Origin of the sequence: Hyphomicrobium sp. DMF-1, from assembly GCF_027886585.1 — a bacterium.
GTDB classification, from domain to species: Bacteria; Pseudomonadota; Alphaproteobacteria; order Rhizobiales; family Hyphomicrobiaceae; genus Hyphomicrobium_C; species Hyphomicrobium_C zavarzinii.
Genome location: NZ_CP115706.1, coordinates 3,705,823 through 3,721,503 on the forward strand (window position 1 = coordinate 3,705,823; position 15,681 = coordinate 3,721,503).

11 protein-coding genes are annotated in these 15,681 nt (G+C 64.7%); 9 read left to right on the plus strand and 2 right to left on the minus strand.

Annotated elements, in window-relative coordinates; genetic code table 11:
- Nucleotides 1-65: 65 nt before the first annotated feature.
- Nucleotides 66-2,366 carry a fused MFS/spermidine synthase gene (locus PE058_RS16975; RefSeq protein ID WP_020085312.1) on the minus strand — a complete coding sequence of 767 codons (2,301 nt, stop codon included), beginning with the start codon at nt 2,364-2,366 and terminating at the stop codon, nt 66-68.
- Nucleotides 2,367-2,526: 160 nt separating this feature from the next.
- Between PE058_RS16975 and ruvX the strand changes: the two genes are divergently transcribed.
- The 9 genes from ruvX (at nt 2,527) to PE058_RS17020 (ending at nt 13,662) form a co-directional block, all read left to right on the plus strand.
- On the plus strand, nt 2,527-3,027 hold the full coding sequence (gene ruvX / locus PE058_RS16980; RefSeq protein WP_020085311.1) for a Holliday junction resolvase RuvX: 501 nt from the start codon (nt 2,527-2,529) through the stop codon (nt 3,025-3,027).
- Between the two features lie 146 nt (nt 3,028-3,173).
- Nucleotides 3,174-4,373 carry a hypothetical protein gene (locus tag PE058_RS16985; RefSeq protein ID WP_271028939.1) on the plus strand — a complete coding sequence of 400 codons (1,200 nt, stop codon included), beginning with the start codon at nt 3,174-3,176 and terminating at the stop codon, nt 4,371-4,373.
- Nucleotides 4,374-4,797: 424 nt separating this feature from the next.
- Nucleotides 4,798-5,184 (plus strand): MarR family winged helix-turn-helix transcriptional regulator, encoded by a 387-nt coding sequence (locus tag PE058_RS16990; RefSeq protein WP_020085309.1) that lies wholly within the window; start codon nt 4,798-4,800, stop codon nt 5,182-5,184.
- Between the two features lie 485 nt (nt 5,185-5,669).
- Nucleotides 5,670-6,410, plus strand: a complete 741-nt coding sequence (plsY, locus tag PE058_RS16995; RefSeq protein ID WP_271028940.1) for a glycerol-3-phosphate 1-O-acyltransferase PlsY — start codon at nt 5,670-5,672, stop codon at nt 6,408-6,410.
- Nucleotides 6,397-7,575: a DNA-processing protein DprA gene (dprA, locus tag PE058_RS17000; RefSeq protein ID WP_020085307.1), complete on the plus strand. Its 1,179-nt coding sequence runs from the start codon at nt 6,397-6,399 to the stop codon at nt 7,573-7,575. Before plsY ends, dprA begins: the two co-directional genes overlap by 14 nt.
- Nucleotides 7,576-8,065: 490 nt before the next feature.
- Nucleotides 8,066-8,356, plus strand: coding sequence for a co-chaperone GroES (locus tag PE058_RS17005; RefSeq protein ID WP_020085305.1), 291 nt, complete (start codon nt 8,066-8,068; stop codon nt 8,354-8,356).
- Nucleotides 8,357-8,458: 102 nt separating this feature from the next.
- Entirely contained in the window at nt 8,459-10,087 is a 1,629-nt protein-coding gene (groL, locus tag PE058_RS17010; protein WP_271028941.1) for a chaperonin GroEL, read from the plus strand.
- Nucleotides 10,088-10,580: 493 nt separating this feature from the next.
- The gene (gene katG, locus PE058_RS17015; RefSeq protein ID WP_271028942.1) at nt 10,581-12,809 is read left to right on the plus strand and encodes a catalase/peroxidase HPI; all 2,229 of its coding nucleotides are present in this window, start codon (nt 10,581-10,583) and stop codon (nt 12,807-12,809) included.
- A gap of 346 nt (nt 12,810-13,155) precedes the next feature.
- On the plus strand, nt 13,156-13,662 hold the full coding sequence (locus PE058_RS17020) for a hypothetical protein (RefSeq protein WP_271028943.1): 507 nt from the start codon (nt 13,156-13,158) through the stop codon (nt 13,660-13,662).
- A gap of 27 nt (nt 13,663-13,689) precedes the next feature.
- On the opposite strand, the gene PE058_RS17025 is transcribed toward PE058_RS17020, so the two are convergent.
- Nucleotides 13,690-15,528, minus strand: a complete 1,839-nt coding sequence (locus PE058_RS17025; protein WP_020085301.1) for an ABC transporter ATP-binding protein — start codon at nt 15,526-15,528, stop codon at nt 13,690-13,692.
- Between the last annotated feature and the right edge of the window lie 153 nt (nt 15,529-15,681).

Sequence of the window (15,681 nt, forward strand, 5' to 3'; positions counted from 1 at the left end):
GGGCTCGCCCTATCCATGCAACATCGGCCGATCCCCGCCCGGCCGGGCCTGCTTCCGGTCAATCCCTAGTGCCGCTTGCGGTATTGGGACAGGAAGGGACCCAGAACATCCGAGGAATCGTCCGTCCAGGGCCTGAGCGTGGGCTCGGGAAGATTGCGCGCGCCGGGAATTGCCCGGAACTGATCCACAGCCTGCCAGCTCTTGCCGAACACCACCACGGTCGAGCCGGTCATCCGGTAGCCGTCGTCCGAAGAGTCCTCGATCACGAGGCCATGCAGCCCGCCGACCGTCGGCAGGGTGGCAGCGAGCACCTGCTCCAGATCGAGATACCGATTGGAGATGTGCAGCACCACCACGCCATCCGGCTTGATCTTGGCAGCGTAGAGGCGCAGCGCCTCGGCCGTCAGCAGGTGCATGGGAATGGCGTCGGAGGAGAACGCGTCCACGATCAGGAGATCGTAGCTGTCGTCCTGCTCCCTGGCGAAGGTGAGGCGCGCGTCGCCCAGCACGATGTCCGCGTTCGGCTGGCAGTTGAGGAGGAAGGTGAACGACTTGGACTTGGCGATGCCGACGACCACCGGATCGATCTCAAAAAAGCGCCACTTCTCCCCCGATGCGGAGTGACAGGCGAGCGAGCCCGCGCCGAGACCGATGACACCGAAGCGGGCTTCCCGCTGGGTGATGGCGGCGAGCATCCCCGTAAGGCGCACCGCCGAGGCCATGGGGCCGCGGGCATGGTAGTACGTGGCGGGCGTGGTGCTGGCGACGACATTGCCAGCTTCATCGCGAATGCGTTGGGCGCCGTGCAGCGTGGTTCCGTGCTGAAGCACGTTGAACTGGCCATCGTCGGACTGGATCACCCTGTAGACGCCGAAATAGCTGCGCTGCGCCTCGCCCCGGTGCACGCCCGACGGCAGCAGCGTCACCACCAGATAGAGCCCCAACGCGATCGCCAGCAGATGCGGGGGATAGCGAACGAGGATGACTGCCAGCACCGCGAGCGCGGCCGCGATGCCGGCCGTGGATCCCCAGCCGCCGAATCCGATCTGATAGGTGTAGGCAACAGATGGCCCCCAGGCGATCAGCGCAGCAATGACAGCGACGACCACGAGCAGCAGCACCTGCGATTTACGGCTTTGCGTCGCGAGGTCGAGGGCGCCCGGCCGGCAGGCGAAGCTGAGGGCCAGCAGCAAGGGATATTCGAACACCTCGGGGAAGATCTGAGGCGCGATAAGGGCGGCAAACACGCCGCCAAGCACGCCGCCGAGCGACATCAACAGGTAGAATTCTGTCAGATGGCGGGCGTCGGGACGCGCCTCGTAGAGCGTGCGGTGGGCGACGAGTGTCGCGGTGACGAACGCCGCGATTCCGAAGCCTGCGGCGTAGAACCAGGTTTCCTTCTCCGTCTGCGCGAGTTGCAGCAGGGCCAGGACGACAGCCACGGCATGAAGAGCGAGCAGGAGCGGCCGCGGGATCAGCGCACGCTCGCGGAAGACGACGACGAAGGTCGCGAGATAAAGCGCGAGCGGAATGACCCAGATGAGCGGCGCGGATGCGACATCGGTCGCCACGTGCGTCGTGAAGGCAGTGAGCAGCGCGGACGGCACCAGCGCGAGGCCAACCCACGAAAGGCGGGTTCGCCACGTAGGCTCGGGACGCGCGGCTGCGACAGGCGCGGCCACCTCGACGTGCTGTCCCGCAGAGGGCACAGCTTTACGCACCATCACGAAGCACACGGCCAGCGCGACGACGAGGAAGGCAAAACCGAAGGCCCAGAGCGTCGCGAGCGCGCGGAGGCCGAAGGCCGGCTCGAACAGGAAGGGATAGCCGAGAAGCGCCAGCAGGCTTCCGAGATTCGATGCGGCATAGAGAAAATAGGGATCGGCGCTGTCGCTGCGGCCCGTTCTCGCGAACCAGGCCTGGAGCAGCGGCGCGTTGGCCGACACCGCAACGAAAGGAAGGCCGATGGCGACGGCAAAAAGGCCGAGCTGCCAGAGGTACGGGTCACCCGCCGGCGGCTCCGACCATCCCGCCGGGATCGCGATCGGCAGGGAGAGGAAGGCGAGCGCCGAGATCGCGAGATGCACGAAGCCGGTTGATTGCGCGGGCACATGGCGCACCAGGAGATGCGCGTAGCCGTAGCCGACCAGCAGGGCGCCCTGGAAAAACAGAAGTGCCACGGCCCACACCGACGGCGCGCCACCCAGAAGCGGCAGCACCATCTTGGCAAACATCGGCTGGATGGAGAAAAGCAGGAAAGCGGACAGGAACGTGGTCGCCGTGAAGATCCAGCGCACGCCCCACGCGGACTTGCCGGAGCTTTCGGGTTCAGAGCCGGCCGCGTGGCTTTCGGAAGCTGTCGTCACAATCCCTCCGGTCCGGTGTCCAGTCGCGGCGGACCATAGACGGGAAGCATCCGTCTGTCAGGGGGCGCGGCTGAACGGTCTTTCCTTACGGGAGGCTTACCGTTAACTGAAGCGATCGCAACCGCCGCCGCAGCGCCGCAGCACACTTCGAGGCTCATTCATGACCGATGACGGCAAACCCGCGCAGAGGGGCGTCACAGTAGGCGACGTCGAGGCTTTCGCGGATCTCATCGTGCCGGGGCGGCTAATCGGCATCGACGCGGGCACCAAGACGCTCGGCCTCGCATTGAGCGACGTGACGCGCACCATCGCGTCGGCGCTCGAAACGATCCGGCGCACGAAGTTCAGCGTGGACGTGAAGCGGCTGCTCGATCTTGCGAGCGAGCACGCGATTGCCGGTTTCGTGCTCGGGCTTCCGGCGAACCTGGATGGAAGCGAGGGCCCCCGCGCGCAGGCGACACGGGCCTTCGCGCGCAATGTCAACGCGCTCTCGCCGCTTCCCATTCTGCTTTGGGATGAGCGCCTTACGACGGTGGAAGCCGAGCGCATGCTGATCGAGGCGGATACCAGCCGGAAGCGGCGCGCTGATGTGATCGACAAGCTCGCCGCCACGTTGATCCTGCAGGGCGCGCTCGACCGGATGCGGCGCATACCGCGCTGATCCGGCGCACTCATCCACTTCGGGGGGCCGCACCATCTCATGTTGGTCAAAGTCGGGTCGCACCTGCGCCGCAATACTTGCGGACAGTGTCACCCGAACCGGAGCCCGCGCGTGCTGCGGGCTGCTTTCCGGCTGGATGACCACCGATGCGCAGCAAAGCAAAGCCTTCGGACCTCTCCCTCGGCACTCCGTTGGCGGGCGTAGACCGCGACATCGACATGCTGGTGGACCGCTTCGACGCCGCGCGCCGCCGCAGCGTGCGCCGTCTCGTTTCAACCTCCCCCCGCCTGGCGGATCTCGCCATTTCGTTTCCCGCCGCCGTCTATGCGCTTGCGAGCCGGCAAGGGGCACAGCGGCGGCGGCAGAAAGCGCTTCAACTCACGATCGAAGGCGCGCCGCTTCGCGATGTCGCGGTAGCGCTCGATCTGCCGTTATGGCTGCGGCGGCTTCCGCCGGAAGCCTTCGCGGGCCGTTTCGGCGCTCTCCCGCGCTCTGACCTCTTCGCGCGGCGTATCGCGAACCACCTTCCCACCTCCGCGGAAGACAGCGCGTTCTGGCTGAGGTCGGTCATCTTCGGCGTACAAGCTTGTGACGACTACTTTGCGCTGTGGCTCGCCCAGCAAGCCGTGTTCATGGAGCCCGCCGATCCCGCACATCTGTTCGGCCTGCTGGCTGCTTACGCGTGGTTTTCCAATTTCGACCAGTCGCGCACGCACGGCCTCATCGTCGTTCCGTGGCGCCCGGAAATGGCCCTCGACACAGCGGCTTGCGCGGCAAAGAGCTGGCTCAACCGCATGCGTCTCGTGCTGCAACTCCGCAAGGGCGTGCTGACGGATCCGTGGCTCGAGCCGGGCGAAGCGCGCGGCTACACGTTCGTGCCGCTGCTCGATCACAGCGCCATCCTGGCGGAAGCACATGCCATGCAGAACTGTGCGGACCAGTATGCCGACCGTCTGGCTCGCGACAAATGCCGCCTTTTCTCGGTGCGCAGACGCGGCACAAGGATCGCTACGCTCGAGATCGGCCCGCACCCGAGAGAGGCCGGCGTGCTTGCAATCTCGCAACTGAAGGCCCGCCATAACCTGCCCGCCAGTACCGAAACCTGGCAAGCGTCGCACGCATGGCTCGGCTCACAGAAGGATCTCAAACGCATGACGAATGGCGCCGCGCCGGAGCGGCCATTCGATGCGGATGCCTGGAATGCTCTTATTGCGGCATATCGCCTGAGAAAAGACGGCGCACCTTGGCTTCCCGATCATCCGAGTAAAGAAACTTTTGCTGCGGTTGAAAGTGGCATCGCGGAACTCGCGCGGCGCGCAGGCATTACATCCTGGCTGTTTACTTGACGAAGTTCACATCGACGACGATGTCGCAAAACACTGCATTTGCAGTGCACGTGACCACTCGTCACGCAGACAAACATCTCGAACAATTGTCTTCGTGTGCCCATTCTTCGAAGCGACGTCCCAATGTGGGTACGGACAGACGTTCAATCAATAGCGAAAGGGACCGAAAGCTCCCTCACCTTTCGTCCTATTCAAGATGATATTCTGCGGGAGCATATTCAGGTTCGTGAGTTTCCAGGAACGTACGACGTGCACGACCGATCCTGCATCGCGCGGGATTTTCTGCATGTGAAGCTCCCCGTCGTCCTCGAATCCCACAACCCCAGCAAGAAGGACTGGCAAGGAAATGAAACACGATGCTGGAGACGACAAAATGTCGTCGGCACTGCACTTACTGCATCGAGCCGGGCAGTGTGCAGATGAAATGTTCGCCGTGAGCGTTGGCGAGGTGGGCCTCACGCCCCGCCAGTATGCGGTGATGACGGCAATTGCCAACAGCGAAGAACCGAGCCAGACGACGCTCGTCGAACGCACGGGTATCGACCGCTCGACGATGGCCGACATCGTGCGCCGCCTGACGTCGCGCGGTCTCGTTCAGCGCCGCCGCACGCGCCGCGACGCTCGCCGCTATGCCGTCCGCCTTACCGACAAGGGCGAAGGCGCGCTCCGTCTTGCCGAGCCGGCCGCGCGCTCCACCGACGAGCAGATCCTGTCTGCCCTCGCTCCCACCCAGCGCGACGCATTCCTGCGCTCGCTGACGCGCATCGTGCTCGCCGTCGAGCCGCAGAGCCCTTCGCGGGGTGGCCGGTAAGGCGTGCTTCGTCCGACGTGCGCGGCATCATCGGGGCCCGCGCACGCTGCCGGACCAAGAGCGGCGTCGAGGACGTGAGCCGCACGTTTCCAGCGCGTTTCGCGCATCCGGGCTTGCCGCCCGCATCGTCCTCTAGAGAATCAAAATTCTGAACTTTGCATCGGTCTCGGGTCCATGTGTCCTGGGACCGCGCAAGCGGGGGCAGGCTTCGTCAGACGCTGGCTCCCGGCCACCTTTCTCATCGGAAACCCGCTTCACACTTTTCCGGAAGCACGTGTTCACGCCCGTGCTTCTCGCCGGAAAACCGCTTCACACTTTTCCGGAAGCACGTGTTCACGCCCGTGCTTCTCGCCGGAAAACCGCTTCACACTTTTCCGGAAGCACGTGTTCACGCCCGTGCTTCTCGCCGGAAAACCGCTTCACACTTTTCCGGAAGCACTCTAGCTTTGCCCCACTTTTCAGGGGTGATACGGGGCGGGCACATTATGCTCAGACATGTCGGCGTCCTTTCGTTCGGCAGCGCCTTGCTGGCGTGCCTGGTGATGGCGGCTCCGGCTGCCTTCGCGGGCGGCGCTGGCGGCAGCACCGTCCTGATCCCCCCGCCGCTCTCTACGACCGAAACCGCCACCGCGTATCTTCTGCCGGCCATCGTGGGCTACCTGCTGGGGTCCATTCCCTTCGGGCTGCTGCTCACGCGCTTGGCCGGACTGGGCGACATCCGCTCCATCGGCTCCGGCAACATCGGTGCGACCAACGTATTGAGAACCGGCAACAAGGGGCTTGCCGCGCTGACGCTGCTGCTCGATGCGCTGAAGGGCACCGCCGCCGTTCTCCTGGGCTACCGGCTCGGCGCGCGGTTCGGGCTCGCGATTGACGGCGCGCTGCTTGCGGGCCTTGCCGCGTTCCTCGGCCATCTCTTTCCCGTCTGGCTCGGCTTCAAGGGCGGCAAGGGCGTCGCGACCTACATCGGTGTCGTGGGGGGCCTGTTGTGGCCCGGAGCGTTGATCTTCTGCGCAGTCTGGCTGCTCACGGCCTTTACGACGCGCTACTCCTCCCTTTCCGCGCTTGCCGCGAGCGTCATCACCCCACTCGCCTTGTTCGCGCTCGGCCATGTACCCGAGGCCCTGCTCGCGTTGCCGATGTCGCTGTTGCTCATCTGGAAACATTCGGCCAACATCAGCCGGCTTCTGAAGGGAGAGGAGCCCAAGATCGGTGCCAAAGCGTGATACGCCGACGCTCTTCACTCCCGCGCCGTTACCCGTCTCGCGGCTCGACGACGCGGAACGTCTCGCGTGTCTGCGCCTCATCCGCTCGAGCCAAGTCGGCCCGGTCACGTTTCGCGAGCTGATCAACCACTTCGGCGGCGCCGCAAATGCGCTCAAGGCGTTGCCGTCTTTCGCTCGGCGTGCGGGGCGAGCGGTCGAGATCTGCCCCGAGGAAGACGCCGTTGCCGAGCTTCGGGCTGCACGGAAAGTCGGTGCGCGTCCGGTGTTCACGATCGAACCCGGCTATCCGCCCGCGCTCGCCGCCGTCGATGCGCCCCCGCCGCTGCTCTACGTAAAGGGACGGCCGGAGCTGCTGGCTGCCCCGTGCGTCGCAATCGTCGGCTCGCGGCAGGCTTCGGCCGCCGGCACGAAGCTCTCCCGCCTCTTTGCACGGGAGCTCGCGGAGGGCGGCCTCGTCATCGTGTCAGGGCTTGCACGCGGCATCGACGCGGCCGCGCACGAGGCGAGCCTGGCCTACGGCACTGTTGCCGTGCTCGCGGGCGGCGTGGACATCATCTATCCGCCGGAGCACGAGACGCTTCAGGCCCGCATCGGAGAGGAAGGCTGCCTGCTGACAGAGCAGCCGCCGGGCTTCGTTCCCCGCGCCAAGGATTTCCCGCGCCGCAACCGGCTGATCTCCGGCATCTCGCTCGGCGTGATCGTCATCGAAGCGGCGCGGCGTTCGGGCACTCTGGTCACGGCACGCTTCGCGGGTGAGCAGGGCCGCGAGGTCTTCGCCGTGCCGGGACACCCTCTGGATCCCCGCGCAGAGGGCACGAACCAACTCCTCAAATCAGGTGCGACCCTCGTCACCGAGCCGCGTGACGTGCTCGATGTGCTGGCCCCTCAACTCGCACGACAACACAAGGGGTTGACGGAAGATCGCCTGGCCAGCTTCACACCTGAACCCGCGCCCGAGCCTCAGACGACGCGCGCATCCGAGCCTGGAGATCGGGAACGCGAGCGGGTGCTGGCCGCACTCGGCCCCAACCCCATCGATATCGACGAGGTCGTTCGCGCGACGGCGCTTGACGCTCGGGAGGTGCGCATTGTCCTCATGGAGCTGGATCTTGCCGGCGAAATTGCACGCCATGGTTCGCAAATGGTGTCACGGGCCGTCAGGTAGGCGCCCGTGTCTACCGCGCATCCTTGGCGCGCAACCGGGCTTCGGTATTGGCTAAATCGAGAAGTCCCGCCAAGGTTTCGAGCCTGTTGTTGCGCGCCATATCTCTCAACTCTATAATAAGATCAGCCATGTACTCAATCTGCGCTCTAATTTGAGATGCAGACCCTCCATTGGCGGGTATTTTTTCACTGTGGCTAATCTTCAACGGCGTTCCCCTACTTGCCGATCGTCTTCTGAATTTTAAGTTCCCGCGCGAGACGTCCAACACGTTAACGCAACTTTAGGGCGAATCAAGATCATTTTTATGCAATCTTAGATTTTATACAGGTTGCCTCTCCCGCCCGCCTTCGCCCCCTCCTCGCCTTGACACTCCGGCGTGCTGACCTCTAGAACCGCGGATCGTCTGGCACTCCACTCGTTACAGTGCCATCGACAGATCGCGCTGAGCCGCGCGGCCTCCCCCAAGCCCCTACTGGAGTTCAAATTTCTCATGAAGTTTCGTCCCCTGCACGATCGCGTCGTCGTCAAGCGCGTGGATAGCGAAACCAAGACCTCGGGCGGCATCATCATCCCCGATACCGCGACCGAAAAGCCCCAGCAGGGCGAGGTTCTGGCCGCCGGTCCGGGCACGCGCGACGAAACCGGCAAGCTCGTGCCGCTCGACATCAAGGCGGGCGACAAGGTGCTGTTCGGCAAGTGGAGCGGCACGGAGGTGAAGATCGACGGCACAGACGTCCTGATCCTCAAGGAAAGCGACATTCTCGGCGTGATCGAGAAGTAAGCGCGACGCCTGCGCAACCTCGACGGCAAGGGCCCCGAACACTCGCGGCCCGCCGTTCGTTTTCGGCCTTTTTCCGTTTCCCTCACATCGGAGCTTGCCATCATGGCTGCCAAAGACGTCCGCTTTTCCGCCGATGCCCGCGAGAAGATTCTGCGCGGTGTCGACATCCTTGCCAACGCCGTCAAAGTCACCCTCGGCCCCAAGGGCCGCAACGTCGTGATCGAGCGCAGCTTCGGCGCGCCGCGCACCACCAAGGACGGCGTCTCGGTCGCCAAGGAGATCGAGCTCGAGGACCGGCTCGAGAACATGGGCGCGCAGATGGTGCGCGAAGCCGCCCAGAAGACCAACGACCTTGCCGGTGACGGCACCACCACCGCTTGCGTGCTGACCCAGGCCATCGTGCGCGAAGGCCTCAAGGCGGTCGCTGCGGGCATGAACCCGATGGACCTGAAGCGCGGCATCGAGAAGGCCGTCGTGCAGGTGATCGAGGAGATCGGCAAGAAGTCGAAGAAGGTCAAGAACTCCGCCGAGATCGCGCAGGTCGGCACCATCTCCGCCAACGGCGAGAAGGCGATCGGCGAGATGATCGCGGAAGCGATGCAGAGGGTCGGCAACGAAGGCGTCATCACCGTCGAGGAGGCCAAGAGCCTCGAGACCGAGCTGGACGTCGTCGAGGGTATGCAGTTCGATCGCGGCTACCTCTCGCCCTACTTCATCACCAACGCCGACAAGATGATCGCGGAGCTGGACGACCCCTACATCCTCATCCACGAGAAGAAGCTGTCGAGCCTGCAGTCGCTGCTGCCGGTGCTCGAAGCCGTCGTTCAGACCGGCAAGCCGCTCCTCATCATCGCTGAAGAGGTCGAGGGTGAGGCGCTGGCCACGCTCGTCGTCAACAAGCTGCGCGGCGGCCTCAAGATCGCGGCCGTCAAGGCTCCGGGCTTCGGCGATCGCCGCAAGGCCATGCTGGAGGACATCGCCGTTCTCACCCGCGGCCAGACCATCAGCGAGGATCTCGGCATCAAGCTCGAGACCGTGACGCTCGACATGCTCGGCCGCGCCAAGCGCGTCTCGATCACGAAGGACAACACCGTGATCGTCGACGGCGCTGGAAAGAAGAAGGAGATCGAGGCCCGCGTCAGCCAGATCAAGGCGCAGATCGAGGAGACCTCGTCCGACTACGATCGCGAGAAGCTGCAGGAGCGCCTTGCGAAGCTTGCCGGCGGCGTGGCCGTCATCAAGGTCGGCGGCGCCACCGAGGTGGAAGTGAAGGAGCGCAAGGATCGCGTCGACGACGCGCTCAACGCGACCCGCGCGGCCGTCGAGGAAGGCGTGGTGCCGGGCGGCGGCGTGGCCCTTCTCAAGGCCACGAACGCCATCTCGGTCAAGGGTGACAACGACGACCAGACCGCGGGCATCGCCATCGTGAAGCGCGCGCTGCAGGCTCCGATCCGCCAGATCGCCGAGAACGCCGGCACCGAAGGCTCCATCGTCGTCGGCCGCGTGCTGGAAGGCAAGGGCGCCAACTTCGGCTACGACGCCCAGGCCGACGAGTACGGCGATCTGATCGAGAAGGGCATCATCGACCCGGCCAAGGTCGTGCGCACCGCTCTCCAGGATGCCGCGTCGATCGCGAGCCTCCTCATCACGACGGAAGCGGCCATTGCCGAAGCACCGAAGAAGGACGCGGCCCCCTCGGCTGGTCCGGTCGGCGGCGGCTTCGACATGTAAAGCGCACTCGCGCCACCTTACGGACAAAACGCCCGCGGAAGTTCGCTTCCGCGGGCGTTTTGCTGTCTGAGACATGTCAGGAAAACCAATCCTTAAGATCAGTTTTTCTTATCGTATTTATTCGACAATAATATTTGTTCTTATGTCATCGGTGCGCTACTTGTCTGGAACAACTCTAAACAGGCGAGTACATAATGAGGAAGCCAACGCCGACGACGCGCGCCGATGCGCCGGTCGCGGATATTCGGGATGTGCGGACCATGGCTCCGCTCCGCCCCTCCGCTTCCAGGACGATGGAACGCTCGATCGTCAGCGCCGCCAGCGCATCAGGGAGCACCACCGTCTAAAGCCCCCCGTGATGAGCTCGTCATGACCGCCGTCACCCTGCCACGGCAATATCGCCGAAGAGCCTTTGCCTAGACCCGCGCGAAGGACGGCAGCCTGGATTTCGCACCAACTCCAACAGACTTACCGGACACGATCGGAGAAAAACATGGACGCAAAAACGGATGACAAGGGCCCGGGCAAGTGCCCGGTGGCACACGGGGCTAGCCTCGCCTCAAGCACCGCGATGAGATCGAACCGGGACTGGTGGCCGAACCAGTTGAACCTCAAGATCCTCCATCAGCACTCCGCCCTCTCCGATCCCATGGGAGAGGCTTTCAACTACGCCGAGGAATTCCAGAAGCTCGACTACGAGGCCCTGAAGAAGGACCTTCGCGCGCTGATGACGGAGTCGCAGGACTGGTGGCCGGCTGACTTCGGCCACTACGGACCCCTCTTCATCCGCATGGCTTGGCACAGCGCCGGCACCTACCGTACCGGCGACGGGCGTGGCGGCGCCGGTGCAGGCCAGCAGCGTTTCGCGCCGCTCAACAGCTGGCCGGACAACGTCAGCCTCGACAAGGCCCGGCGCCTGCTGTGGCCGCTCAAGCAGAAGTACGGCAAGAAGATCTCGTGGGCCGATCTCATGATCCTCGCGGGCAACGTCGCGCTGGAGTCGATGGGCTTCAAGACCTTCGGCTTCGCGGGCGGTCGCGCGGACGTGTGGGAGCCCGAGGAAGACGTCTATTGGGGCAGCGAAACCGCCTGGCTCGCGACCAGCGACAAACCCAACAGCCGCTATTCGGGCGACCGTGACCTCGAGAACCCGCTTGCCGCCGTGCAGATGGGCCTCATCTACGTCAACCCGGAAGGCCCCGACGGCAATCCGGACCCGATCGCAGCGGCCAAGGATATCCGCGAGACCTTCGCGCGCATGGCGATGAACGACGAGGAGACCGTCGCGCTCATCGCGGGCGGCCATACGTTTGGCAAGACCCATGGCGCGGCCGCGGCCTCCCATTGCGGCCCCGAGCCCGAGGCAGCCGGCCTTGAGGAGCAGGGCCTCGGCTGGAAGAACAGCTTCGGCACCGGCAAGGGCGGCGACACGATCACCAGCGGTCTCGAGGTCACCTGGACCACGACGCCGACGAAGTGGAGCAACAATTTCTTCTGGAACCTGTTCGGCTACGAATGGGAGCTGACGAAGAGCCCGGCTGGCGCGCATCAGTGGACGCCGAAGCATGGCATGGGCGCCAACACGGTGCCGGACGCGCACGACCCCTCGAAGCGTCATGCGCCGTCTATGCTGACCACGGACCTCTCGCTGCGCTTCGACCCGGCCTACGAGAAGATCTCGCGGCGCTTCTTCGAGAACCCGGATCAGTTCGCAGATGCCTTCGCGCGCGCCTGGTTCAAGCTCACCCACCGCGATATGGGGCCGCGTTCCCGTTATCTCGGCCCGGAGGTTCCGGCGGAGGAACTGGTCTGGCAGGACCCCGTTCCTGCGGTCGACCACGCGCTGATCGATGCGAGCGACGTCTCCGCGCTCAAGGCGAAGATCCTCGCATCGGGCCTCTCGATCTCGGATCTCGTCTCGACGGCGTGGGCATCTGCCTCGACCTTCCGCGGTTCCGACAAGCGCGGCGGCGCGAACGGCGCTCGCATCCGTCTTGCTCCGCAGAAGGACTGGGAGGTCAACCAGCCCGCTCAGCTCGCAACCGTGCTGCAGAAGCTCGAAGCGATCCAGAAGGAGTTCAACGCCTCGCAGTCCGGCGGGAAGAAGGTCTCGCTCGCCGACCTGATCGTTCTCGGCGGCAACGCCGCAGTCGAGCAGGCCGCGAAGAAGGCCGGGCTCGCCGTCGACGTTCCGTTCACGCCCGGGCGCACCGATGCGTCGCAGGAGCAGACGGATGTCGACTCCTTCTCCGTGCTCGAGCCTATCGCGGACGGCTTCCGCAACTACCTCAAGGGCAAGTACACGGTCTCGGCGGAGGAGCTTCTGGTCGACAAGGCGCAGTTGCTGACGCTCACGGCTCCTGAGATGACGGTTCTCGTCGGCGGCCTGAGGGTGCTCGGCGCGAATGCCGGGAAGTCCACGCATGGCGTCTTCACCAAGCAGCCCGAGACGCTGACGAACGACTTCTTCGTCAACCTGCTCGACATGGCAACGGCGTGGCAGCCGGTTTCGGACGCCCGGGACCTTTACGAGGGACGCGACCGCGCGACGGGCGATCTCAAGTGGACGGGCACGCGCGTGGACCTGATCTTCGGCTCGCACTCCCAGCTTCGTGCGATTGCAGAGGTCTACGGCTCGGCCGATGCGAAGGACAAGTTCGTGAAGGACTTCGTGGCGGCGTGGAACAAGGTCATGAACGCCGACCGCTTCGATCTCGCCTGATCCCTGGCGAAAGACTCAACAAATGCGGAGCGGCGTTTCGAGATCGAAACGCCGCTCTTTTCTTTTGCGCCGCTTTCCACGCTGCGACGATTGCCCCCGATCGCGAGGCGCGACGGCGATGTCGCAATTCCGGGCGGATCTGATATGATGGCGTCGTCATTGGAAACGGGTGCCATGCCTCACGTCACCGTCCCGCCGCGGGACCTCAATCCAGGCTGTCTCATCGCAGGTGCTTAGCCCTGGCCGGGCCTTCGCGCGCCGAGGCCAGGGATACCCGTTCTCTCACCCCAATCTGAACATTACCGAGGCCGGGCTGCAACGCGCCCAGGCCCGATTGAGGTTGCCTATGACAAGCCTGCAATTGATCTCCAAAGACCACGTCTATCTCGAAACCCTGCTCCACGCGCAGCAGCGTGACACGCCGTTCTCGCAGCTCTTGAGGCGGAAGCTCGAAACGGCGGAGGTGGTGCTTCCCGAGTTGCTCGATCCCCAGACGGCCACCATCGACAGCCAGATCACGTTCAGCGTCGGCGGGGGAAGCAGCGAGCATCGCGTGCTGACGCGCCAGGAGCAGGATCGCGCGCCGGGGCCGGCCGTGCCGCTTCCGGTCACGACGATGCGCGGCCTCGCACTGCTCGGTCTCAAAGCGGGAGATATTTTCGCACTCAGGACGGAGAGCGGCATCATCGAGCCGTTGCGTCTCGAGAAGGTCATCCAGCCTTTGCAGTGGAGCCTCGGCCGCCAGAAGAAGGACAAGTCGGTCGTGGCGTTCCCGCCGCCGACGGCTGCGATGCGCCATCCGGCACCGACTACTGGGCCCGAGGATGACGATCCGGGCCCTCAGGCGGCCTGAGGCTGCTCCCTCGAGCCTTTTAGCGCCCTATTCGGCGGCGTCCTTGATGAAGCCGCCGGATTGGCGTGCCCAGAGGCTTGCGTAGATGCCACCTTTGCGAAGCAGTTCCGCGTGGGTTCCCTGCTCGACGATGCGGCCGCTGTCCATGATCACGAGGCGGTCCATGGCGGCGATGGTCGACAGACGGTGCGCGATGGCGATGACGGTCTTCCCCGCCATCAGCTCATCCAGGCTCTCCTGGATGGCGGCCTCGACCTCGCTGTCGAGGGCGCTCGTGGCCTCGTCGAGGATCAGGATCGGCGCGTTCTTCAAGAGCACGCGCGCAATCGCGATGCGCTGGCGCTGGCCACCCGAGAGCTTGACGCCGCGCTCACCCACTTGCGCGTGGTAGCCGGTGCGTCCGCGCATATCCTCGAGGCCAGCGATGAAGTCATGGGCATGGGCGCGCTTCGCCGCAGCGATGGCGTCGGCCTCCACCGCCTCGGGGCGGCCGTAGAGGATGTTTTCGAGCACCGAGCGGTGCAGGAGCGACGTGTCCTGCGTCACGAGGCCGATGTTGGCGCGCAGGCTTTGCTGCGTGACGCCCGCGATGTCCTGGCCGTCGATCATGATGCGACCGGCCTCCACGTCGTAGAAGCGCAGCAACAGGTTCACGAGCGTGGACTTGCCCGCGCCCGAGCGTCCGACGATGCCGACCTTCTCGCCCGGCGCGATCCTGAGCGTCACGTCCTCGATCACGCTTTTGGTCTTGCCGTAGTGGAAGCGGACGTGATCGAACTCGATCTCGCCCTTGCTCACGACGAGGTCCTTCGCACCCGGCCGATCGGTGACCTCGTAGTCGCGCGAAATGGTCTGCATGCCCTCGTGCACGATGCCGATGTTCTCGAACACGCCCGAGACGGTGAACAGGATCCATCCCGACATGGCGATGATACGGATCGCCAGCGTCATCGCCGCGGCGATGGCGCCTATGGTCACCGCATCGTTGCTCCAGAGCCAGAGCGCGAACCCTGAGACGGAAACGAGCAGCGCGCCGTTGAGCGCGTAGAGCACGAACTCCATCACCGTGAGGTTTCTGAGAGAGGCCTGATGGCGCCTCAGATGCTCCGCCATGGCCTCGCGCGCGTAGCCCTCCTCGCGCTCGGCGTGGGCAAAGAGCTTGACGGTCAGCACGTTCGTGAAGCTGTCGACGACACGTCCGGTCAGCCAGGAGCGGGCCTCGGAGGCCTCCGTCGAAAGCTTCTGGATGCGGGGTACGAACACGGCGACCACGACGACATAGAGCGCGAGCCAGACGAGAAGCGGCACGACGAGGCGCGCATCGGCCTCCCAGAAGATGTAGAGGGCGCCAAGCACGTGGATCGTCATGTACCAGATGGCATCGACCGCCTGGACCACGGACTCGCGAAGGGCGGGGCCCGTCTGCATGATCCGCGTCGCGATGCGGCCTGCGAAATCGTTCTGGAAGAAGGCCAGCGACTGGCGAAGGACGTAGGTGTGCGTCTGCCAGCGGATGCGCGTCGTCACAGCCGGGCTGATCATCTGGTTTTTCACCAGATCGTGGATCGTGGAGCAGGCCGGGCGGGCGATCAGGGCGATGAACGCCATGAACAGCAACGTGCTGCCGTGGTCGGCGAAAAATGCCCTCGGGTTGGCAGCGTCGCGCATCATGTCGACGAGGCTGCCGACGAACGCCATGAGCATCACCTCGATCAGAGAGCCGAGGAAGCCCACGACCAGCAGCACGGCGAAGGGCGGCCAAACCGGGCGGATGTAATGCCAATAGAAAGCCGCTATCTTCTCGGGCGGGCGGCTGCCATCGCCTGGGGCAAACGGGTCTATCCGGCTCTCAAACCAACGGAACATGGGCTCGTTCTTGTCTCTCTTTGCAATCCGTGAGCCCGCTGCCGCTGCAAGCGCCGCAAACCCCTTCTCGTTTCTTCTGGATCGCGCTATGCGCTAACCCGCTATCGTGCCGGAAACAAGGCACCCCTTCGTCCACCCGACGCCCCTGAGAGA

What these genes read in the sequence shown, in the direction of transcription:
- katG (WP_271028942.1), top strand. Translation starts at nt 10,581, where the DNA reads ATGGACGCAAAAACGGATGACAAGGGCCCGGGCAAGTGCCCGGTGGCA.
- plsY (WP_271028940.1), top strand. Translation starts at nt 5,670, where the DNA reads ATGCTCAGACATGTCGGCGTCCTTTCGTTCGGCAGCGCCTTGCTGGCG.
- PE058_RS16985 (WP_271028939.1), top strand. Translation starts at nt 3,174, where the DNA reads ATGCGCAGCAAAGCAAAGCCTTCGGACCTCTCCCTCGGCACTCCGTTG.
- PE058_RS17025 (WP_020085301.1), bottom strand. Translation starts at nt 15,528, where the DNA reads ATGTTCCGTTGGTTTGAGAGCCGGATAGACCCGTTTGCCCCAGGCGAT.
- ruvX (WP_020085311.1), top strand. Translation starts at nt 2,527, where the DNA reads ATGACCGATGACGGCAAACCCGCGCAGAGGGGCGTCACAGTAGGCGAC.
- PE058_RS16990 (WP_020085309.1), top strand. Translation starts at nt 4,798, where the DNA reads ATGTTCGCCGTGAGCGTTGGCGAGGTGGGCCTCACGCCCCGCCAGTAT.
- groL (WP_271028941.1), top strand. Translation starts at nt 8,459, where the DNA reads ATGGCTGCCAAAGACGTCCGCTTTTCCGCCGATGCCCGCGAGAAGATT.
- PE058_RS17020 (WP_271028943.1), top strand. Translation starts at nt 13,156, where the DNA reads ATGACAAGCCTGCAATTGATCTCCAAAGACCACGTCTATCTCGAAACC.
- PE058_RS17005 (WP_020085305.1), top strand. Translation starts at nt 8,066, where the DNA reads ATGAAGTTTCGTCCCCTGCACGATCGCGTCGTCGTCAAGCGCGTGGAT.